General features: G+C 43.2%; 15 protein-coding genes. 12 read left to right on the top strand and 3 right to left on the bottom strand.

Going from position 1 to position 22623, the window contains the following annotated elements:
- The 10 genes from F8C76_RS02165 (at position 1) to F8C76_RS02210 (ending at position 16352) form a co-directional block, all read left to right on the top strand.
- A complete protein-coding gene (locus F8C76_RS02165; protein WP_152130267.1) occupies positions 1-912 on the top strand; it encodes a PorP/SprF family type IX secretion system membrane protein in 912 nt (303 codons plus the stop codon).
- 1134 nt (positions 913-2046) lie between these two features.
- On the top strand, positions 2047-2601 hold the full coding sequence (locus F8C76_RS02170; protein ID WP_152130268.1) for an RNA polymerase sigma factor: 555 nt from the start codon (positions 2047-2049) through the stop codon (positions 2599-2601).
- A gap of 154 nt (positions 2602-2755) precedes the next feature.
- Positions 2756-3928, top strand: coding sequence for a FecR family protein (locus tag F8C76_RS02175; protein ID WP_152130269.1), 1173 nt, complete (start codon positions 2756-2758; stop codon positions 3926-3928).
- 65 nt (positions 3929-3993) lie between these two features.
- The gene (locus F8C76_RS02180; RefSeq protein ID WP_152130270.1) at positions 3994-7518 is read left to right on the top strand and encodes a TonB-dependent receptor; all 3525 of its coding nucleotides are present in this window, start codon (positions 3994-3996) and stop codon (positions 7516-7518) included.
- Positions 7519-7535: 17 nt separating this feature from the next.
- Positions 7536-8915 carry a RagB/SusD family nutrient uptake outer membrane protein gene (locus tag F8C76_RS02185; protein WP_152130271.1) on the top strand — a complete coding sequence of 460 codons (1380 nt, stop codon included), beginning with the start codon at positions 7536-7538 and terminating at the stop codon, positions 8913-8915.
- Between the two features lie 204 nt (positions 8916-9119).
- Positions 9120-10007, top strand: a complete 888-nt coding sequence (locus tag F8C76_RS02190; RefSeq protein WP_152130272.1) for a PIG-L deacetylase family protein — start codon at positions 9120-9122, stop codon at positions 10005-10007.
- A 51-nt stretch (positions 10008-10058) separates the two neighbouring features.
- Positions 10059-11321, top strand: a complete 1263-nt coding sequence (locus tag F8C76_RS02195) for an MFS transporter (protein ID WP_152130273.1) — start codon at positions 10059-10061, stop codon at positions 11319-11321.
- A complete protein-coding gene (locus F8C76_RS02200) occupies positions 11318-12163 on the top strand; it encodes an ROK family protein (RefSeq protein WP_283016250.1) in 846 nt (281 codons plus the stop codon). The genes F8C76_RS02195 and F8C76_RS02200 overlap by 4 nt, the downstream gene beginning before the upstream one ends.
- A gap of 61 nt (positions 12164-12224) precedes the next feature.
- Entirely contained in the window at positions 12225-14837 is a 2613-nt protein-coding gene (locus F8C76_RS02205; RefSeq protein WP_249042338.1) for an exo-rhamnogalacturonan lyase family protein, read from the top strand.
- A gap of 84 nt (positions 14838-14921) precedes the next feature.
- Positions 14922-16352 (top strand): SLC13 family permease, encoded by a 1431-nt coding sequence (locus F8C76_RS02210; RefSeq protein WP_152130275.1) that lies wholly within the window; start codon positions 14922-14924, stop codon positions 16350-16352.
- Between the two features lie 489 nt (positions 16353-16841).
- Here F8C76_RS02210 and F8C76_RS02215 read toward each other — a convergent pair whose 3' ends face one another.
- The 3 genes from F8C76_RS02215 to F8C76_RS02225 form a co-directional block, all read right to left on the bottom strand.
- Positions 16842-18689, bottom strand: a complete 1848-nt coding sequence (locus F8C76_RS02215) for a CocE/NonD family hydrolase (RefSeq protein ID WP_152130276.1) — start codon at positions 18687-18689, stop codon at positions 16842-16844.
- A gap of 84 nt (positions 18690-18773) precedes the next feature.
- Positions 18774-19496: a LytR/AlgR family response regulator transcription factor gene (locus F8C76_RS02220; protein ID WP_152130277.1), complete on the bottom strand. Its 723-nt coding sequence runs from the start codon at positions 19494-19496 to the stop codon at positions 18774-18776.
- A complete protein-coding gene (locus F8C76_RS02225) occupies positions 19493-20533 on the bottom strand; it encodes a sensor histidine kinase (RefSeq protein WP_211372105.1) in 1041 nt (346 codons plus the stop codon). Before F8C76_RS02225 ends, F8C76_RS02220 begins: the two co-directional genes overlap by 4 nt.
- A 179-nt stretch (positions 20534-20712) precedes the next feature.
- Between F8C76_RS02225 and F8C76_RS02230 the strand changes: the two genes are divergently transcribed.
- The gene (locus F8C76_RS02230; RefSeq protein ID WP_152130279.1) at positions 20713-21117 is read left to right on the top strand and encodes a hypothetical protein; all 405 of its coding nucleotides are present in this window, start codon (positions 20713-20715) and stop codon (positions 21115-21117) included.
- 88 nt (positions 21118-21205) lie between these two features.
- The gene (locus F8C76_RS02235; RefSeq protein WP_152130280.1) at positions 21206-22618 is read left to right on the top strand and encodes an MATE family efflux transporter; all 1413 of its coding nucleotides are present in this window, start codon (positions 21206-21208) and stop codon (positions 22616-22618) included.
- The last annotated feature ends 5 nt before the right edge of the window (positions 22619-22623 follow it).

Here is a 22623-nt window from a genome sequence, read left to right on the forward strand (position 1 = left end):
ATGGAAAGCAAAGGCATATATGGGGCGGCCATTATAATGGTCATGACGATACATTTTGGATGGGGCCAGCAAACGGTACTGTTCCCGGAATACAACAACAATCCTTTTTTGGTCAATTCTGCTTACGCCGGTATGGGATTTGGTGCTGAGGTCAGTCTGAGCAATTATGGCTATGTCAATCCCATTGATGGAAGCCCCAAAACCTTGGCCCTGAGCTTCCATACTCCCCTTGCCAAAGGTAAGATGGGTATCGGGGGTGTTTTATTGAGGGACCAAATTGGGGTGGCCAATTCCACACAGGCTTTTTTTGCCTACTCCTATAAGGTTTTCTTTGATCATAAAAGTGATCGTCCTTATTGGCAACTATATGATGCCAACGTTCTTTCCTTTGGAATTACGGCCGGTGTACAACAGTTTAATGAAGCCCTAGTGGAACTGGGGATTCCAACCGATCCCGAGTTCTCATCCAATGTCAATGCGACGGTACCCACTGTAGGGGCGGGATTTCTATATAATCGCGCTAATTTTTACGTTGGGGCATCGGCACCGAACCTTGTAGGTGATAAACTGTCCAATCGGGACGATTTGGATCTGTCAAGCCCATTCTATGGATATTTGGGGTACAGGTTCTATAACAACAGGTTTGAAGAATTCATGATCAGTCCGAGCGCTTTGTTCAAGTATGAGAAAGGGGCGCCGATGCAGCTGGACCTTAATGTGATGGTAAATTTCAAACATAGGTTCGAGCTAGGGACTGGATATCGGAGCAGCTCTTCGATAAACCTAATGGGAGGAATCTATCTTCTCAAACACTTGAAGGTAATATACTATCACAACATTGGAATCCAGAATACCTCAATGGGAAACGCCCATGGGATTATATTCTCATATCTGTTCAATGGATATGAGTGATACGGTATATGTGGAGGTTCGAAATAAATGTTGAAAGTGTCCGACAAAGAGCGCATGTCATTTTTGCCGTGGTAAGACCCATTTTTGATAAATTTATCCATTGAATGGAAGTTTGATGGAATTATAAGATATACTATGCCCGGTTTACTTTGAGCCTATGGGAACTTAGCTTACTTAGCATCACTGTGGTTTATCCCTGTTTAAACCATTGAATAGGCAACGAAACACTGTAATGGTTCAATGATGCACAGACGTTATTTCAAATGGGTTGTCTTCATAGGATTTGAATTTAGTTGTCTAAATAGCCTTTTAAAAGTTCAAGTATAGAGTTACACCCTTCCTCCAAATATTCATCAATACATTCCACCCCTACCTTTGTATTCAACAATTATCTCCATTTAATCTAGGAATATTCTCCATACCAAAAAAATGGAATGTTGATATGGCAATCGTGACTTTGCCTAGAGCAGCCCAACCATTTACAATGGTGGCTCTTTGGGCCAATACAGCTTTTCTGATACAAAATGGAAAATTGTTTTGGGTAGTGTTCTTGCCAGCAATATTGATGACCATGGTATGAAGCACCTATATCCTATAGCGCCTGAAGGGTTTCAGCTAGGGCAAGGACGGGTCTGTATCCACGAGACTTTCTGTACTTTCCCATAGTCATTATATTTCTTACCAGTACCCTGTATAGCAAAGTTGATTACGGAAAGTTCATAGGACCAAATAAAGGAAATGGAGATGGTTTGGGACGACGAGAATATTGGTTTTGTATGGTCAGTCGGGGAAGTGGAGAATCGGGATACCAAAACTCTTATCGCATATTTTTATAAAAAAACTAATCATTTAAAGTTTTTTTTATAATTTGTTAATGTTTTTTGGTATTTATTCTATTGGTTACTTCAAATCAAAGAATTGAAATAAGGGGGCGGGTATAGCTTTCCTCTTTTTAAGAATAGCCCCAGGATCGTATAGGGGAGATTCTCTTGTAATGGCACTTTTTCGTTTGAGATAGAGGTAGTTCATGTCACTTTGCCTGAATTACTATTACGTTAAGTGTGCGAGATAGGTGTTGTCAATACCATTGGGGTATTGCTGGTCTTTTTGCACTGAAAGAGTAAGACGAAAAAAATGGACCAAAAAAACTACAGTGATGAACATTTTCTTGTTGAGCAGCTGAAACATGGCTGCCAAGAGGCATATGGATATCTTTTCACGATATATCATAAAGAACTGTGCAATTATATGACCGTGGTTTCTGGAAGTATAAGGGTGGCCGAGAATATTGCCCAACAGACTTTTATTAAACTATGGGACAATAGGGAGCAGTTGGCTGTGCAAGAAAACAAGCTAAAGCAATATATTTTTAAAATAGCCTACCATCTCTTTATAGACTCGAAAAGAAAAAGGAAAAAAGAGTTTGAGCTTTTGGAAAGTCTCAAACAAGAAGCCTACTTGGAAATTGCGGATACCGATACTTCTCTTTTTGAAGAACGCCTAAAAAAAGTGGAGACCGAAATAGAGAATCTTCCCGAACAGTGTAAGAGAGTCTTTTTAATGAGTAAAAAGGAAGGACTGAAGTACCAAGAGATCTCTGAGAAACTCCAAATATCCATTAAAACCGTTGAAGTGCATATGGGCAAAGCACTGAAAAGGCTTAGGGCACAGTTGACTATTTTTTTCTAAGACCTGTCCACAGGTTCCTTTTTATAACCTCCCTCTCTCAAGTTTTTTGCTGTAAAATAGCGGAATCCATAATTTTTGCGTTAAAAAAATAAATTTAGATAAGGGTTTTTTTGAAAACCTGCGTCTGTTTTGTAAAGGAAATAAATTTTAACCAATGACCAAGTTCGATATCAGAAGAACTATCACAAGGTATATCAACCAAGAAGCCACTCAAGAAGAACTGGCAATGTTATATGAGTGGGTAAAAAAAGGAAACAACCAAGAAGTGTTCAAAAAATATGTGCAGGCAGATTTCCTGATCAATTATCAGGATAGATCATGGAAGTCCGAGGATGCCTTCAAGAATTTCATGGAGACCATCAAAGAAGGTGATTCCAAAAAGGTAAGGCCATTATGGGTGCGCAACCCTGTTTGGAAATATGCGGCGGCTATAGTGGTAGTTGTTTCCACATCCTTGTATGCATTACTATTTAGTACACCACAAGAGGTTCTGGAGCCACAAATGGACCCGAATTTGGTAACCTTACAGTTGGGGAATGGGGAAGTATTGAACCTTGACCCAAATTCCAACGTAACCCTTAAGAGTAAGAAAGGAAATACTGTGGTCTCATTGGTTGAGGGAGTGCTCACCCAAGAAAACAATACCAATGGTAAAATGATTGAAAAAGATAATATTCTGAGGATTCCTTATGGGAAAAGGCTATCCGTTACCCTTCAGGATGGTACGGTGGTCATGTTAAATTCAGGTTCGACCTTGAGTTATCCTTCCAGTTTTTCGGGGAAGGACAAAAGAGAGGTATATCTAAAGGGTGAAGCGTTCTTTGAAGTGGCCAAAAACCCGGAACAACCATTCATCGTCAATACCGATAAGGTATACACCCAAGTTTATGGCACGGTGTTCAATGTAACCGCTTATGCTGAGGATGAGGTCACAGAAGTGGTCTTGGTCGAAGGTTCCGTTGGTGTCGGTGACATAGACGTTTCCCGAACCCAGCAATTACTCAAACCTTCCCAAAAGGCATCAAAACTATTGGATATGGAGAGTGGTTTTATTGTGGAAGATGTGGATGTCTCTTCATATGTATCATGGACCAAGGGTATTTTGACCTTTGAGAACGAGGCCATGTCCAGCATCATTAAAAAGTTGGAGCGTCATTATAACATACGGATTGAAAATCGACATGAAGAACTGGAAGGGCGAAGATTTACGGGGATGTTTGATGTGGAAGATATGGACAGGGTCCTTAAAACCATTCAGGCCCATACCCATTTTAGTTATGAAAAAGAAGGAAAAACAATAACCATTAAAAAACCTAACAAACAATAGTGCCTATGATTTGAAGAACCGATAGACCAAAAAATGAATACTTAACTAACTAGACTAAAAGAATTATGAAAAAAACCGAAACTAGCAGGCCTTTGCCAACAAAGGTCAGAGGGAGAATACTGCTCTACTTTTTCTTGCTGCTCATGTTTGGCCAAGTGAAGGCGGCATCCTGTACACAAGAGGATATCGTAGCCATAAGCTTTGAGAATGAGAGGCTGGGAAACGTATTTGAGATGATCACCAAATCCACGGGCTATAAATTTTTCTACGAAGCTACTGAAGTTGATTTGGATAGGAAAGTATCCATATCCCGAAAAGATCTTTGCGTGGAAGACTTCATGAAAGAGCTTTTCAAGAATACGGACCTATATTTTGAGGTGGTTGCGAGACAAATTGTGGTCAAGCAAAAGGATGAGGATCGATTGCCCAGTATGGTTCCCCAAAAAAGAATTGATGTCCCAAAACCACAAACCAACCTTTCCGGAACGGTACTGGATGAAGCAGGTGTTCCCTTGCCGGGCGCAAGTATTGTGGCAAAAGGGACTTCGGTAGGCACAACCACCGATTTTGATGGGAAGTTTACCATGACATTGCCGGCGGGTGTTACCGAAATCCAAGTAAGTTATATTGGATATAGGCCCAAAGAAGTGAATGTGGCGGGTCAGACCTCCATCACTGTTTCCATGGAACAGGATGCCGCGGCCTTGGAAGAAGTTATAGTGGTGGGGTATGGAACCTTGGCCAAAACAAAAGTGACAGGTTCAGTGGTTTCCATTACCCCCGAGACCATTGTTGAGGTTCCTGCACTGACCCCTGAGGGTGCCTTGATAGGTCAAGTGTCAGGGGTACAGGTACAGGAAGTATCCGGTGAACCGGGAGCGGCCCCAAATATTCGCGTACGGGGATCGGGGTCCATTTCTGCGGGAAACGATCCTCTGTTTGTAGTGGATGGAATACCCATCTCGCGTAATCTCACCTCATCAAGCCAATTGGGAGGTGTTGCCAATAGAAGGGCTACATTCCAACCTCCGACCATTAATCCATTGGCCACTTTGAATCCAAATGACATAGAGTCCATTCAAGTGCTCAAAGATGCAAGTGCTGCGGCCATATATGGATCTAGGGGAGGTAACGGGGTCCTTTTGATAACCACCAAGAAAGGATCTAATTCCGAGGAGGGTGTGTTTTCCTTTGATTCTTATGTGAGCATACAATCGGTTGCCAATAAATTGGATTTGATGAACGCAGAAGAATTGATAGACTATACCAGAGATGCTAGGAACAACAATTACTTGGCCTCTGTGGATGGAGCTTCCATAAATGATCCCATAGGCCCTGGAGATCGGGGAAATGCCAATTACGAACTACCGGAATCCTTTGTCAACTGGGATGGTACGGATACCGATTGGCAAGACCTTATCTTTAAGACCGGAATAGTTCAGAGTTATAATTTTTCATATGCATCTCCGGTAAGGAACAAGACAAGTTTTTATGCATCCACAGGGTATTTTTCCCAAACGGGGGTTATAGATAAGGCGAAGTTTGAGCGGTATTCCGTATTGCTGAACCTAAATTCCCAACTTGCCAAAAAGTTGAACTTGGATGTAAGATTGGCCCCGACCGTTACCGAAAACCAGCGGGTACCGGCATCTTCACCTTATTTTGCCGCTCCCCCGGGTATCGTCTATTCAGCCATAGTGCATTCTCCAACAGTGAGTCCATACAATCCTGACGGTACCATAAACCAGTTGAACAATCAATCCTATTTGGGAGGGGGGACCACTACGGCAAGCAATCCATTGGCAATCATCGAAGCCGTGGATGACCAAATATTCCAATTTCAGACAAGGGGAAGCCTTGCGTTGACCTACGATATTTTACCGGAGTTGAGTTTTAAGACCTTCGGAGGGGCATACATCAACCTGTATAATCAAGATTTTTACCGTTCCAATACATTATTGTATAGAAATTCGGCGGATGGTAACCCGTATGGACAGGCATCGTCTTCCACAGAGACCAATTGGCTTTGGGAGAATACCCTCAATTGGAAAAAGGAGTTTGGGGATCATTACCTGGATGCTGTTTTGGGGTATACCGCCCAAAAGGACAACTTGACATTGAAACAGGTATTGGCCAACAACTATCCGGATGATTTGGTTCCGACCATCAGTGGGGGACAGGTGTTTGGTGGCACCTCTGTAAAGGAACAGTGGTCATTGCTGTCTTCCCTATTTAGGATGAACTATAGTTACAAGGACAAGTATCTGTTTACCGGTACCATACGTTCCGATAAGTCGTCCCGATTTGGGAAGAATAACCAAACAGGATATTTCCCTTCTTTTTCAGTAGGATGGAGATTGAACGAAGAATCTTTCTTGGTAGGGTCCGAAACCGTTTCGGAACTAAAGCTTAGATTGAGTTGGGGCCAGACGGGTAACTTTGAAATTCCCAATTATGGGGCCGTAGGTCTATTGTCTCCCCAAAACTATAATTTGGGTGGAAATGAAATCAACGGTTTGGTACAAAGTACCATTCCCAATCCCAATCTGACTTGGGAGAAATCAGAGCAGATTGATGCTGGGATTGAACTGGGGTTGTTCAACAATCGGGTATTTCTTTTAGCCGATTATTATGACACAAAGACCAGAGATCTGTTGTTGAATGTTGCCATTTCCTCGGTATCCGGATTTGAGACAACCTTGAGAAATCTTGGCGAAGTGCAAAACAGAGGATTTGAAATTGCCCTGAGCACCAAAAACTTTGTGGGGGATTTTACATGGAACACGGATATCAACTTCTCGACCAATAAGAATGAGGTACTCTCCCTCAATGAAGGAAATGAACCCATTTACTCTTCAGGTAGTGCCGGTGTACGCCACGTTACAAGAGTTGGGGATCCCATTGGGAGCTATTATGGATATGTGGTGGATGGTATATATCAATCCCAGGCAGAAATAGATAGTGCTCCATTGGATACCCAAGCCCCTGATCCAGGTATTGGTGATTTCAAGTTCAAGGACATTGATGGGGATGGAGAGATCACTCCTGATGATCGGACCGTTACCGGTAGCTATTTTCCGGATTTCACATGGGGGATAAATAATAGGTTCAAGTATAAGAATCTTGATTTGAGCTTCTTGATCCAAGGGGTAGAGGGGAATGAAATCTTGAACCTCACCTCCAGACACATGAAGAATGGGGAGGCCAACTTTAATTCCTACGCCATTTTCAATGAAAGATGGAGGTCGCCCTCCGATCCTGGAAATGGGTCGATTCCCAGAGCGGATAGAGAGTCTGGAAACCATGGGAACAATAACAGACCTTCTTCTTTTCAAGTGGAGGATGGATCGTATGTCAGATTGCGGAATGTGACCTTGGGCTATACACTGCCAACGAACAACCTTTTTGGAAGCAACATCCAGAAGCTTAGGTTCTATGTTACAGGGACCAACCTTTTTACCATTACCGATTACCTTGGTTACAACCCAGAGGTGAGTAGTATTACCACTAATAGTTTAACCCCGGGTGAGGATTATGGAGCATTTCCATTGACCAAATCATTTACCCTTGGCGTAAACTTAAAGTTCTAACCTAAAAAATGGAAAACATGAAACGAGTTCTATATATAATTCTATGTGCCACCCTATTAACCGGATGCAGTGAGGACTTTACCGACCTTGCACCGATATCCAATAGGAATGAAGCCGATTTCTATAATTCTCCGGATGATTTTGAAGTGGCCATCAATGCAAGCTATTCAGGACTTCAAAGTACAGGGGTTTATGGAAGGGGGTATTGGACCATGTTCGAGATGCGAAGCGATAATACCGATCAAGGTCCTGATGCCACAGGGTTGGCACGTCAATACACCGAAATCAACTCCTTTACCGAAGATGCTTTAAATGAGCAAATTACTTCCGCTTGGAGTGAATCATACAAGGTGATTGCCAATTGTAATGTCATCTTGGAACGGATACCCGGTGTAGAAATGGATACGGCCCTGAAGAACAGGGTCACAGGGGAAGCCCTTTTCATTAGGTCATTGGTGTATTATCATATGGCCATTGGTTTTGGAAATATCCCTTTACAGCTTACCCCGTACATATCTGGGGATGAGCTGACACAGGTGGACCAAAACACGATTTTGGAGCAATTGGTGACCGACCTATCTACGGCAGAGGATTCCCTTCCGGTTTCTTACTCGGGCAGTTTAATGGGAAAAGCGACCAAAGGTGCGGCGGCAACCCTATTGGCCAAGGTATTGCTGACCCTGGGGGAAGATTCTGCTGCGGAAACCGTACTCAGGAGGATCATTGATAGCTATGGATATGAACTGCTTCCAGATTATGCAAATTTGTGGGGGGTGGCCAATGAGAACAATGCAGAATCCATTTTTGAGGTGCAATACATCAGTGGAGGTATCGGGCAAGGGAGCCTTTTTACAAACGATTTTTCACCAAGTACCGATTTGCAAACAGGCTCAGGGTTTGGACGGAACCGACCTACGGTTTCCATGTTGGAGGCATATGAGGACGGTGACCTACGTTATGATATATCGATGGGGGACACCTATGTGAATTTGGAAGGGGAGACCATAGAAGCTAGATATATCAAAAAGTACCGATCCGATTTGGCAATTGAGAACGATTCCGATACCAACTTTGTGGTTTTTAGATATGCCGATGTACTTCTTATGTTGGCCGAAGCATTGGGGGAAACACCTGAAAGCTATGATTTGATCAATGAAGTTAGGGATAGGGCAGACCTTCCCGATATTGATGCGTCCACTCCCGGAACTTTTGAAGAAAAACTGTTGCACGAGAGAAGAGTGGAACTGGCTTTCGAGAACCATAGATGGCCAGATTTAAAACGCTTTGGTATGGTGGATAAAATCCAAGATGCTGAACCTTTCATTACCGGGACAAGGGAATTTTTCTATATCCCTCAACGTGAGATGGACATCAACCCAAACTTCGTGCAGAACTAGGCAATGACTTTGATTACGTTATAGTGTGTTTTCATTATTTAAGTTAGTTTGATTGATAGAGCCCCAAAAGACCATGAAACCCTACTTATGATGCTATGGGCGTATTGTCAAAAAGAACAGAAGGCCAGTTTGACAAAGTTGTTTTAAAAGAATTGACCAAGACCATAACTACGAAATTTTAAGGAACCTAATATAGATTATACGATGAGAAAATTAATGATGGCAATTTGCCTTTGCTTTGCGTTTGCAACAATCCAGGCACAAGAAAAAAAAGTACTCAATATTATAGCCATTGGGGCACACCCGGATGACTGTGATTCGAAATTTGGGGGAACTGCGGCGCTCTTCGCCAAAATGGGCCACAATGTGAAATTTTTGGCCCTGACCAATGGAGATGCAGGCCACCAAAGTATGGGAGGAGGGCCATTGGCCAAAAAGCGGAGACAAGAGGCCAAGGATGCGGCCAAGGCTTTGGGCATAGCGGAATATGAAGTTCTGGATAACCATGATGGGGAACTGTTTCCCACTTTGAACGTTAGGCTGGAGGTGATTAGAAGAATACGTGGTTGGAACGCTGATATTGTTTTAGGGTTGAGACCCAATGATTATCATCCCGACCACAGAAATGCCGGTTCGGTTGTACAAGATGCAGCGTACATGAACATTGTGCCCAATGTTGCGCCAGATACGCCACCTCTGAAAAAGAACCCGGTTTTTCTATATATGAGCGACCATTTTAAAAAACCATATCCATTTCAAAAGGACATTGCCGTAATAGTGGATGATGTGATCGACACTAAGGTCAAAGGATTGGCGGCCCATGATTCACAAATGTTCGAATGGTTGCCATGGACCAATGGAACAGACCTTTCCACCATTCCCAAAGGAGAAAAGGAAAGATTGGCATGGTTGAAGGACAGATGGATGAGCAGAAAACCCGATGCCGGCACTTTGGAAGTCGTAAAGAAATGGTATCCCAATGTAGATGTTTCCAAAGTAAAGCAGGTGGAGTTTTTTGAGATCTGCGAGTACGGAAAACAACCGACCGAAGAGGAAATCAAGGAATTGTTCCCCATGCTGGGCACAAAATAGGAGTGGACCAATATTTGGAACCCCAAGATTAAAATAACCAACCAATTAAAAATGGAGCACAACAAGGCCACAACCAAAAGATATTTTCACATCATTGGGTTGGTAATGATCGTATTCTTTGTAATATCCTTCATTACCAACATACTGAACTCCATAATAGTAGATGTTAAGGGTAGTTTTGATCTAAGTCTGACTTTGACAGGCCTACTGCCATTTACATTCTTTATCGCTTATGGAATCATGTCCATACCGGCAGGGTTCCTTTCCGAAAGGTTTAGTGAAAAGGCCCTACTGTCCATATCTTTTTTGGTAATGACCGTTGCTTCTTTGGGCTTTGCCCTTACACCCCAATACGGTGTGTTTAGCATTACCCTTTTTATATTGGGTAGTTGTATGGCAGTTCTTCAGGTAATCATTAATCCCATGTTGCGCGTGGCCGGAGGTGAGGAACATTTTGCATTCAACTCAGTACTGGCACAATTGGTGTTTGGGTCCGCGTCTTTTTTAAGTCCTTATCTCTATAAATACTTGGTGAACAAGGAAGAGGTTTCCAACAATACGATCGCAGATATATTGCGGGGATGGGTGCCTGAGGATTTGCCCTGGGCCTCGCTCTATATTGTGTTTGCCGGAATATCCCTTTTGTTGTTTTTCTATGTCTTTTTCACCAAATATCCAAAGTTTGAAAAGACTGAGGAAGAAAGGGCAGGCAGCAAGAGCTCCTATTGGGATTTGTTAAAGAACAAATGGACCATACTATATTTTATAGGGATGTTTTGTTATGTGGGTACGGAACAAGGCGTTGGAAATTGGATATCCCAATTCTTATATGAATATCACGGACTTGACCCACAAACCACAGGAGCTGACACCGTATCCTATTTTTGGGCCATGTTGACGGTAGGATGCTTGTTAGGCCTTCTATTGTTGAAGTTTATGGATAGCCGGAAACTATTGATTTTGACCACGGCCATAACCATAGGCTGTCTTGTTTTGGCCTTGACAGGCTCATCCCAAATGGCATTGATAGGCTTTCCTATGGTGGGATTTTTTATTTCGGTAATGTATTCCATTATAGTTTCATTGGCGCTCAACTCAGTAAAGGAACACCATGGTTCTTTATCCGGAATTTTATGTACGGGTATTGCAGGTGGAGCGGTCATTCCATTTATAGTGGGGGGGCTGGGTGAAATATTGACCCTGAAATCCGGAATGTTTTTTCTGATACTGCCTTTGGCATTTATTCTGTCCATCGGCTTTTGGGCCAAACCCCTGGTAAATAACAAGACGATAAGCTTAAAGAAGGAACAGTGAAAGAGATTGGGGCAGAGGTTCTTGGGGTTGATATAGGTGGAACCAAGATTAAATCGGGCAGAGTGATGGGAAACAGAATAGTGGATACCCATCTCATTGAAGTAAATCGAGATGATTCAGAGGAAATTGCCCTCAACAAAGTATTTGGGACCATTGATGAGCTTATGACCGATTCAATTCAAGCTATAGGTATAGGTGTTCCTGCAGTAGTAGATCCAGATTCAGGAATGGTATATGATGTCCAGAACATTCCATCTTGGACAAAAGTTCCTTTGAGAAGAAAAGTTCAAGATCGGTATAATGTGCCTGTCCATATTAACAACGATGCCAACTGTTTCGCGTTGGGCGAGAAGCATTTTGGGAAAGCCAAGGAATATTCGGATTGTGTTGCACTTTCATTGGGAACAGGATTGGGTATGGGCATTTTGGTGGACGGTAAGCTGTATAATGGCGTACTGTGCGGAGCGGGGGAAGTAGGCATGATTCCTTACAAAGATGGAATCATGGAGCATTATGCGGGCAGTTTTTTCTTTGATCAAAAGTATGGGGAGTCGGCCAAGGACTTATTCAGGAAAGCAATGGTTGAGGATAGGATGGCACACCAAGCTTTCAAGGAATATGGCGTCCACTTGGGGGAAGCCATCAAGACCATTCTGTATTTATATGCTCCCCAGGCCATAGTACTTGGCGGCTCCATAAGCAAGGCATATGTGTTTTTTAAGGAATCGATGCATGAGACCTTAAATTCATTTGCCTATCGAAAACAATTGGAACAAACAAAAATTGAAACATCGGACTTAATGGATGCTCCAATATTGGGTGCGGCTGCATTGTGTCTGTAAAACATATAATCGTATTGCACAAATGAGAGTACTGGCTATAATATTGCTTACATGTTTTTTGTTGAAATCCTGTAATACCACGGAAAAGGGCAAACAGGTCAACATTACCATAGAGAACAATAAAGAAGGTGCACCAATAACCTTGGGAATTCCATTCCCAAAAGGAGCACTCCATTCGGTGGATCATCTGCGTCTGTTGACCTCCAATGGTACTGAGATTCCTTGCCAAACCACAGAGGTGAGCAATTGGGGCCCAACCGATGAAAGTATTAAATGGGTATGGGTTTTCTTTTTCTCGGAAGAAGATTCGGAATACATATTGGAATATGGTGATTCCGTAGTACCCATGCTTCCCAAAGAGAAGATTGTTTCCATGAACAACATGAGGCCCCAAGGAGGGATAGATGTGAATACAGGGCCTTTGTCCTTCTCCATACATAAAAAAGGAAATGGTTTTTTGGATGAGGTATTTTTGGATTCCAACAAAGATGGAAAGTTTGATAAAGAGGAGCTCATTGTTTCCTCACCAGAAAAAAATAGGGGTTCCTTTCTCGATCTTTTGGATGATGCGGGAATAGATACTTCCAAAGCGGTGATAAATGAGGTGTTCAGGGAAAAGGGATCTGGCCCCATGCACAGTATATTCCGGATAGAAGGAACTTATACATATGATAGGTCGGACAATAATTTGTCCCCCTTTACCATTTGGTTGCACGCGTATGCCGGAAAGAGCTACATAAAGGTGTTGCATACCATGACCTATACAGGGATTCCGGACAAGCATAAGCCACAAGAAGGGGAACATGCCAATATTGCCACACAAAATAAAATTATAATTACAGAGAATACGGAGGACGATATGGGTTGGACACAGCCCAATGATCAAATTGCGGCCTGCGGCCTTCAACTTAAATACCATCTGGATGATAATGTAAATGTTTCGGTGCCCCTATATGAAGGAAATTGGCAAGAAGATGAAGCCAATACTTTTATGGAGGAGATCGTAACAGATGGGCAGTCTCCTGTTCAACTTTTACAGCAGGGTCCAGCAAGACGAAAGAGCACCAGTTTAAGAAGTTTGTACCTCAACGGTTTCAAAAAGGAGGACAATGGAAGCAACCCCGATGCGGCTTTGGAATTTAGGGCCACTGTTTCCGAAGGGGAAGAAAATAAAGCAAAAGTGGAAAGGGCCAAAGGATGGGTCAACGTTACCGACGGAAAACGAGGTGTTGGCGTTGGTATTAAAAACTTTATGAAGGAATATCCCAAAGGGATTGAGGTAGATCCTGCCAATGGCACCCTTTTGGGCAGTGTTTGGCCCAAGGAGAACGGTCCCATGAATTTTGCGAGACATAACACCGAACCGGATGGGGGCATGTTGGGCAATTTTGCCCAAGGGATCACCAAGACCACCGAATTTGTCTATTACTTCCACAACAACGATGTTATGGATGAAGTAGGAAAAAAGATGGATTATGTTATTGAAAATCCAGTGGCACATGCCTCACCTGAGTGGTATACCCAGTCCAAGGTCTATGGCAATATGGCTCCTTTTTCATCCAAGCATCCAGAGTTTGAGAACGCCCTTCAATATAAATACCAATGGTGGGCCTATAACCAAAAGCATGAGCCGTGGTACGGAATGTTCAACTATGGAGATGGGAAAAGTTACTTCTTTAATGGAAAATGGGTACAATGGACCAACAATGAACCCACAGTGGATTTCATGCTTTGGACGAACTTTATGCGAACTGGTGATCCCAAGTATTACAATCTGGCCCAAGCCATGAGTAGGCATACCATGGATGTGGACAACGTACATTGGCCAAAAAAGAGAACCTATTATGGAGAGATAAATGATGCCATAGATTTCTGGAACTACGAGGATGAACCTGAGTCCACCCCCTATCTGGGTATAGGTAGAAGACATGCCAATGAACACTGGTATGCCCTTTTGAGTGCCCATGTATGGATTCAAGGTTGGATTGCCTCATATTATCTTTCTGCCGACCATAGGGCCCTCGAAGTGGCTAGAATGACAGGGGATACCTATATCAATAGAATATGGGGGGAGCATGATTTAAGGGGAAGAAGGTTATATCTGTCCGTTTTAAACCTTGTTGAACTGTATGATGCCACCAAGCTCCAAAAATATAAGGAAGAACTGGAGGATAGAGTCAAGTTAATGTTGGAATTCCAAGAGCGGCAAGGAGGAAACCTGTTATTGGATAGATATGGGTATAGTCAGACCTATGTTGCCCAAGGACTTTATAAGTACCAACAGATAACCGGTGATGAAACCGTGAGACAAGCTCTTTTGAAACATGCCCGTTGGGTTAGGGACGTGCCTCCCTTGAACCATGAGATGGAATCGTATTTGGCGACCATATATCCATTGTTGATAGGATATGAGTTCAGTGGTGAAAAAGTATATCTGAATGAAGCTCTTGAGAGAGCCAAGGTGCTAAAGATTGGGGAACTATCCAAAGAACCCGAGTCCTATGAAAATGCGGAAGCTTTTAGTGAAGATCTGGTCAAGATTTCCAATTTGCCAAAGAGTAAAGGGAGCTTTACCAATTGGGAGACCAATCAAGGACTTCGCGTATTTGGATGGACCCATGCCTATAACATTCCTTATCTGTTGTACTGGATGGATAAAGAACATATGAATTAAATCTTGTAATCTTCACGAAAAGAGGTGGTTCGATCATAGATCAACGCCTCTTTTTTATATCGCCATGCCAAATAAATATGCAACATGTTATATAAACGGATAGGTCTTTTACTTGGTCCGATCTTGTTTCTCCTCATTCATTTCTTTTTTACTGGGGAAAATCTATCCTCCCAAGGAAGGGATATCTTGGCCACTACCGTATGGATAGGTATTTGGTGGATTATGGAGGTACTTCCGATAGCTGCCACGGCACTGCTTCCCATTGTTTTGTTTCCTATGTTGGGGGCACTGGGCCTGGAGGAAACCACAGCTAGTTATGGCCATAAATATGTTTTCTTGTACATGGGTGGGTTTATGTTGGCAATGGCCATAGAAAAGTGGAACCTGCATAAGAGAATCGCATTGTATATCATAAGGGCCATAGGCACAAACATGTATACCATTGTATTGGGGTTCATGGTGGCTACGGCATTTCTTTCCATGTGGATCTCCAATACGGCCACTGCCGTTATGGTAATGCCTATGGCCATATCCATTGTAAAACAGCTAAAGGACAATCCACAAACTGCCAAGGACGAAAATGCCATTTTTGGCAAGTTATTGATGCTTTCCATTGCATATTCGGCATCCATTGGAGGGATAGCAACATTGATAGGTACTCCGCCCAATCTGGTTTTTGCCGGTTTTGTACAGAAGGCCTATGGGTTGGATATCAGTTTTTGGCAATGGATGAAGTTTGGACTTCCAGTATCGGTTCTATTGCTGATTTTGGCATGGTTATACCTTACGCGGATTGCCTATCCTTTGCGACAAGGAAGATTTCCTGGGGGTAGGGAAGAAATTCATAGACTTATACAGGAGCTGGGGCCCATGAAAAAGGAAGAAAAGATTGTTTTGTCCGTTTTTGTCCTTACTGCATTCTGTTGGATAACACGGTCATTCTTATTGCAAAGGATTGTTCCCGGTATCGATGATACCATAATAGCCATTGGAGCGGCAATTGTTTTGTTCATGTTGCCTGCTGGAAAGGGTAGGAAAATGATAAAATGGGAAGAAGCGGTTCGGATTCCTTGGGGGATAATTCTGTTATTTGGTGGAGGAATGGCCATCGCTAGAGGTTTTGAGACTAGTGGATTGGCAATTTACCTAGGTTCACAAATGACATTTTTTGATGGATTGCCTTTGCTTGCATTGATATTATTGATTATAACCTGTATTAATTTTTTGACAGAAGTCACCTCAAACTTGGCCACCACGGCCATGATGTTGCCTGTTTTGGCACCATTGGCAGTGACTCTGGATGTTGATCCGTTCGTATTGATGGTTGCATGTACCACTGCCGCTTCCTGTGCTTTTATGCTTCCGGTGGCAACGCCCCCAAATGCGGTGGTCTTTGGGTCAGGGTACATAAGAATTCCTGATATGGTACGCACTGGTTTTTTAATGAATTTGATATCCATACTTGTGTTGGCTATTGCGGTGTACTTCCTATTGCCTTTATTTTGGAAAATATAAAAAATGGGGGATCCTATTTTCACAATGCTTCCATTGGAGTTTTTGGCCATCTGACCAACCCTAGCAGTATAATGTCGCATTTTCCACAAGGAAAATCTTTGGATTAAAGTCCAGGAACCTGTATACGGACTCACCTTAAAATTGACGCGACCAAATAAGATCTTATTGTCACTTGATAGAGAGGATAGGTTTCTTCCTATTTCAATTTTAATGTAGGCTTTTCATCCTGATCACTATAAAATTGGAATGGGGGCCATGTGCGAAAATTAGATGTAATTGTTTGGGGGAGATCACCTGTTATTATGGTTCATTTCAATTGAATCCACTACTTCGGTGGATTATGATAATGGTTCATTGTCCTATTGGCCAGCGGTAATTGGTCTAAACCGGAAAATAGGGTGACGGAGTACTGGACTATGTCAGAAAATGGGAACGAGCTCGAAACCTTCCCAATGAAGCTGTTACCATGTGGCATAAACTTATTTTAAGCTACTTGCACAGCGTTGCCACTGAGAGATAAATTTTGTTTTTTTTCACGGGAATCTCAATACGGCTATCATTGTGCCATGTGATTATTAGGGGATCTTGGCCATCTGCCATGGTTTCTTCGCTTACAGGTTTGCCGGAACCATAATTGATTTCTGTAAAGGGTTCCTTGATACCGTTGACCACCACTACCAATCGACTGCCTTTGCCAATTTTTTTGCTGGTCATCCTAACAATGCCAAATGGAAGTTTGGTTTTCACATTGGGCTGTAATAGTTGTCTTTTTTCACGGTTCAATACATAACTGGCCCTTCCCACATAAGGCAATGTCAATGCGAAAAAATTTCCGTCTGGGGTTTGCTCGTACAATGAAACACTATAATCAAAATCCTTTTTATTGATGGATACCGACATTTCTCCTGCGAACGAACCATTGACTTCGAAATCCGAGGTGAAGGGTTCGGTGACAAAGGAAAAACCTTGGCCAGTGTTTAAATTGTCTGCAAAAATGCTTCCCCATCCGCTTGAATTCCATGTAAAGTTCCTCCTGTCCAAAAAATCTATTGTTTGCTCCAAAAACCCTACAGGGTCACTAAGTCGCTCTTCCAAACTGAAATGGATGTTTTCTCCATGGTTCCCGGAATCATAGGTCGACTTAAAGGCCACTCCCGATCTTTGGTTGCTGAGGTAGTAGATGAGCGTATCATTTGCCATCTGTTCCAAGGAAGGGGCGTGCCCCCATTTATTGGCTCCCATGACCTGGTAATTGATCTTGTCCTTCAATAGGGATGGTTTCTCCTTGTCTTTCAGTATATAATCGAACCATTCAAAGGTCAGATCCGTTAGGTCGATTAGGGCCACCGGATCTATGTCATACCCTAAAATGTGGGCATTGGGTTTTCCTTGGGCACCAAAATGTGTATAGGGTCCAATGACCAAGTAATGGACTGCATCTTGATTGTATTTGATGTGTTCGTTCAAATAATACCTAGTGCCCGTTTGTCCCCCATCATAATACCCTGTGGTGGACAGAACCGGAATGTTTATATGGGAGAACTCTTCCTTATAGGGCATCATGCTTTTCCAATAGGCATCATAGGAAGGGTGTAGCAACCGCTCATTGAACTGTGGATTGGGCAATCCATCCAAACTGTCCATTTTGTTGTACGCAACACCTTCCCCATACCATTTCATGTTCAGGTCTTGCCATCTTTGTCCATTGGAATATAGAGTGGTATCCAAATACTTGTTGTTCGAGACATAATGATGCCAGGGGAAATGAAAATTTTGACGGATACCATTTTCCATGGGTTCGGCAATTCCCGGTGCCACGGATACTGATGGTACAATGGTTTTCAAAGCGGGGTGCACCCCGTACTTGACCGAGGCCCATTGGACAAAACCCACATAGCTTCCCCCGTACATACCTACTTTTTGGTCGCTCCATTCCTGTCTGCTTATCCAATCGATGACATCATATATATCCGTGGCCTCCTTTTTAAAAGGTATTATGGAATCTGGGCTCAACCCTTTGCCACGAGTGTATGAAACAATCCCAACATAGCCGCGGTCCGCCGCCATTTTTGCTTTTTGCAAATCGCTCTTCCTTGAATAAATGGTGTGGAAAAGTATGGCGGGATTTGGTTTGTTGATTTTGGAATTCCTGACCACTATGGCATGGATCTTGGCACCATCCCTCGTCTGGATCAAAATACTATCCTGGATCAGATAGGTGGTATTGTTTTCAATGACCATACGGGGAACCTGTTTGTCTTTTTTCAGTGTATAATGGATTATGGGGCAAGAGGTTGTGAGTAAGACAAGAACGGAGATTATGATTTGTTTTTTCATTTTACCGATATTGGATTTTGGACATATTTTCCCATCACCGTATGCTCCTGTCATTGGTGAGATGAGTTTTTGATGGTGTATTTGTTATAGACTTTTCAGTTTCTTGAACAATACGGATTGTCTACCTGAAACTTTGATGGTTTTTCCCGATGTCAGTACAACCCGTAGTCTATTGTTGAAATCCGGTTGGATTTCTTTGATGTGTTGCGTATTGATGATTTGGCTCCTGTTGGCCCTAAAGAACACAATGGGGTCCAGCTTTTTTTCCAAAAGGTTCAATGAGCGTTTGATCATGATCTTATTGTTGTCGAAGTGCAGTTGTGCATAATTGTCCATGGACTCGATCAAGCTGATGTTTCCCAATAGTATAAAATGTACTTTTTCACCGTCCTTGACAAAGATTTTCTGGTGACTGGCCAGTGGTGCCTGTTGTTTTCCCACTTTGTTTTCCAGCTCCATTTTGACCTTTTCAATGGCCTTTGAGAACCGTTCTTCCCGAATAGGTTTTACCAAATAATCCAAGGCATTTACTTCAAAGGCCTTTACGGCATACTGGTCGTAGGCCGTGGTGAAGATTACCTCAGGCACGCTTTCCAACTCATCCAACAGATCGAATCCTGATTTTCCGGGCATGTGAATGTCCAGGAATAGGAGGTCCGGTTGTTCTGCCTTGATTTGGCCAATGGCCATTTCCACGTTGTTCGCTTCTCCCACGATGCAAAACTCGGGATACGCCTTGAGGGCCCTCTTTACTTCTTCGCGGGCCAAACGTTCATCATCAACGATCAAAGTTTTATAGGTATTCATCTCTTTTCGATAGGTATTTTTAATGTTGCCTCGATCAGCTGTTCCATAGGAGCTTCGATTTTAAACTCTGACCTTCCCCCATATTGCAGCCATAGACGTTCACTTAAATTTTGCAGCCCCAACCCTGTATGCTCTTTCTTCGAAAAGATCCCTGGATTTTTAACGGTAATGATGATATGGTTGCCATCGGTCCGGACTGAAATTTCCACAGTTCCCCCATCCAATTGTTGGTCAATTCCGTGCTTGATGGCATTTTCAACCAGAAGTTGGATACTCAAAGGAGGAATGGTAAAGTCCTTGGAGGCATCATCGACTTCCATTTTTATCCTCAAACGTTCCTCAAACCGTAATTGTTCCAATTCCACATAGTCCTTGACCAAGGCCAACTCTTCGGCAATGGTGATGGTGGTATGCTCTTTCCCATAAAGCGATGAACGTAACAAATCGGATAACAAATCGATCGCCCTACGTGCAACTTTGGGGTTTTCAAGGGTCAAAGCTTTGATGGAATTGAGCGAATTGAACAAGAAATGGGGGTTCAATTGTGCCGAAAGGTTATCCAATTGGGTCTGCTTGGCCATAACTGAGAGTTGGGCATTCTTTTTTGCGGTATCAATCTCCCTGGCATAAAATTTATAGCCATGGTAGGCAAGTACCCAAATGGACATATGTCTTGCCCCGGTAATCAGCACTGGATTCCATAGAAGCAAGTTTTCCGAAAAAGTATTCCTACCACTGTACGCATAAATATACAGGGACATTTTAACGTTCATCAAAAGCATGAACAGAACGGACAATATCAAAATGGAGGGGACGACCCTTTTTATCAATTCTTGGATAACCAATTGGTCCCATCCCTGCTTCAATGAAAAGATTCTATAGGTATGGGTGAGTCCAATACAAATGGCAATATCGAGCACATAATTGGTCAGTGCATCGGTAATGCCAAACCTATCCCGTACCAAAGCAATATATAACCACAATAGGGAAACAGTTCCCCAGCCAATGATTTGGCATTTCCAGTAAAGGGATGGCATTTTGTTTGGGTTTTGGGTTTCTGGCATGATACAAAACAACAAAAATCACGTCAACCTTTGATGGTAAAATACACTGGCGCATATAATCGGGGTCGAACGTTGAATAATAGGGTCAAAGATTACCCTGAGACCAGAATCATTTATAAAGGACTGAGAGTTATGGTAATTTACTGCAATTGATGTTTTCTGCCCGAGCCTATGACATTTCCTTCAACTGGTTCTGCATTTCGTGTTTACATCTGCTTCGGATGGACCTGCTCATTCAAGATTTCATTAAAGTGCTTCCCCGGAAAATGGATGACAATATCTATCCTTTCCTCCCTGAAATGCTCCCTGGCATTATTCGTTCCCGTACTATCCGGTCGATGGGGCTCCGGTTATGGCCCGTTACCCTGTTCCGGTCATTTTTGCTTGAAGGGATGCCTACAAGGGCAATCAAAGGAAATAGGCGTTTCCCTATTGGTATTCTACAGATGATCAATGTATCCAATAGACGTGACCATGGTTTGGGGAATAAGGGTGTACAGGGTATGCATATCCCAAAGATACGATATGCCCGTGGCGCAATCGACCTTATAAAGTGACGGTATAGCCCTTTCTTGTTGTCGATTTCTTTCCATTATTTTGTGAGGCCGCTATATGCATTTAATTGAAACTTAATTTTTTCGCTCTATGGACAGACCACAGTTAGATTCACAAAAACGTAGCTTATGGCAAGCGCTGAAGGATGCAATACGGGGCACAGAGGCCGACTATACCAAAATTGATTTGAAGAGGGCCATTTTTTTGTTGGCCGTACCCATGATCTTGGAACTTGTCATGGAATCCACTTTTGCCGTTGTCGATATTTATTTTGTGGGGAAGTTGGGTGCTTCGGCCGTCGCCACCGTGGGCTTGACCGAAACCTATCTCTTTTTGCTCTATTCCCTTGCCATGGGACTATCCACAGCCGTGATGGCGATCATAGCCCGACGTATCGGGGAAAAGAGAAAAGGGGATGCAGGGGCCGCTGCCATACAATCCATTGTACTGGCCGTACTGGTCTCATTGCCCTTTGCCATTGGGGGCATATTCTTTGCCAAGGAGCTGTTGGCCCTTATGGGCGCGGATCAATGGGCCTTGGAACACGGTTATAAATATACCCAATGGATGCTGGGAGGAAATGGCATCATCATTTTATTGTTTGTGATCAATGCGGTTTTTCGCGGTGCCGGTGATGCGGCCATTGCCATGCGTGTCCTGTGGATCGCCAATGGATTCAATATGGTACTCGATCCGCTGCTTATCTTTGGGTGGGGACCGATTCCGGCCATGGGAATAGAAGGAGCTGCCATTGCCACGAATTTGGGGCGTAGCATTGGGGTTGCCACGCAGTTATGGGTGCTCTTTAAGGGCGGAAAACATATTAGGACCACCTTTTCGCAGCTCTATTGGGACGGAAAGGTGATTCTTAATATCGTACGGACCTCTCTTGGCGGGGTCGGTCAGATGTTGGTGGCCATGACCTCATGGATTTTTGTCATGCGTATTTTGGCGGATATCGGTAGTGATGCCGTAGCCGGCTCCACGATTGCCCTACGCATTATGCTTTTTACCTTGATGCCTGCTTGGGGGCTTTCCAATGCCGCAGCAACCTTGGTGGGACAGAACTTGGGGGCTGACCATCCTGAAAGGGCCGAATCGGCGGTATGGAAGATTGGTCTGTACAATATGGCATTCCTGATAGGGGTATCCTTGGTTTATTATTTCTTTAACCATACCCTGATGGGACTGTTCACTTCCAATGCGAATGTCATCAAAATCGGAGGCACTTGGCTCAGGATATTGTCCTATGCTTATTTTGTGTACGGGTGGTGGATGGTCTCTGTCCAGGCCTTTAACGGTTCAGGGGATACCCGAACACCCACCAAGATCAATCTCGTCTTTTTCTGGTTGATCCAGATTCCGTTGGCCTATCTTCTTGCCCTTGAATTCGAATGGGGCTATTCTGGGGTGTTCTGGGCCGTATTTGTCTCAGAGACAGGGGTAGGGGTCTTTACCCTATGGCTCTTTTCAAGAGGAAAGTGGAAAACTGTCAAAGTGTGATTTGG

The organism is Flagellimonas olearia, from assembly GCF_009184425.1.
Lineage (GTDB): Bacteria > Bacteroidota > Bacteroidia > Flavobacteriales > Flavobacteriaceae > Flagellimonas > Flagellimonas olearia.

What these genes read in the sequence shown, in the direction of transcription:
- F8C76_RS02170 (WP_152130268.1), top strand. Translation starts at nt 2,047, where the DNA reads ATGGACCAAAAAAACTACAGTGATGAACATTTTCTTGTTGAGCAGCTG.
- F8C76_RS02180 (WP_152130270.1), top strand. Translation starts at nt 3,994, where the DNA reads ATGAAAAAAACCGAAACTAGCAGGCCTTTGCCAACAAAGGTCAGAGGG.
- F8C76_RS02210 (WP_152130275.1), top strand. Translation starts at nt 14,922, where the DNA reads ATGTTATATAAACGGATAGGTCTTTTACTTGGTCCGATCTTGTTTCTC.
- F8C76_RS02195 (WP_152130273.1), top strand. Translation starts at nt 10,059, where the DNA reads ATGGAGCACAACAAGGCCACAACCAAAAGATATTTTCACATCATTGGG.
- F8C76_RS02190 (WP_152130272.1), top strand. Translation starts at nt 9,120, where the DNA reads ATGAGAAAATTAATGATGGCAATTTGCCTTTGCTTTGCGTTTGCAACA.
- F8C76_RS02230 (WP_152130279.1), top strand. Translation starts at nt 20,713, where the DNA reads ATGTTTTCTGCCCGAGCCTATGACATTTCCTTCAACTGGTTCTGCATT.
- F8C76_RS02165 (WP_152130267.1), top strand. Translation starts at nt 1, where the DNA reads ATGGAAAGCAAAGGCATATATGGGGCGGCCATTATAATGGTCATGACG.
- F8C76_RS02175 (WP_152130269.1), top strand. Translation starts at nt 2,756, where the DNA reads ATGACCAAGTTCGATATCAGAAGAACTATCACAAGGTATATCAACCAA.
- F8C76_RS02185 (WP_152130271.1), top strand. Translation starts at nt 7,536, where the DNA reads ATGAAACGAGTTCTATATATAATTCTATGTGCCACCCTATTAACCGGA.
- F8C76_RS02220 (WP_152130277.1), bottom strand. Translation starts at nt 19,496, where the DNA reads ATGAATACCTATAAAACTTTGATCGTTGATGATGAACGTTTGGCCCGC.
- F8C76_RS02225 (WP_211372105.1), bottom strand. Translation starts at nt 20,533, where the DNA reads ATGCCATCCCTTTACTGGAAATGCCAAATCATTGGCTGGGGAACTGTT.
- F8C76_RS02235 (WP_152130280.1), top strand. Translation starts at nt 21,206, where the DNA reads ATGGACAGACCACAGTTAGATTCACAAAAACGTAGCTTATGGCAAGCG.
- F8C76_RS02215 (WP_152130276.1), bottom strand. Translation starts at nt 18,689, where the DNA reads ATGAAAAAACAAATCATAATCTCCGTTCTTGTCTTACTCACAACCTCT.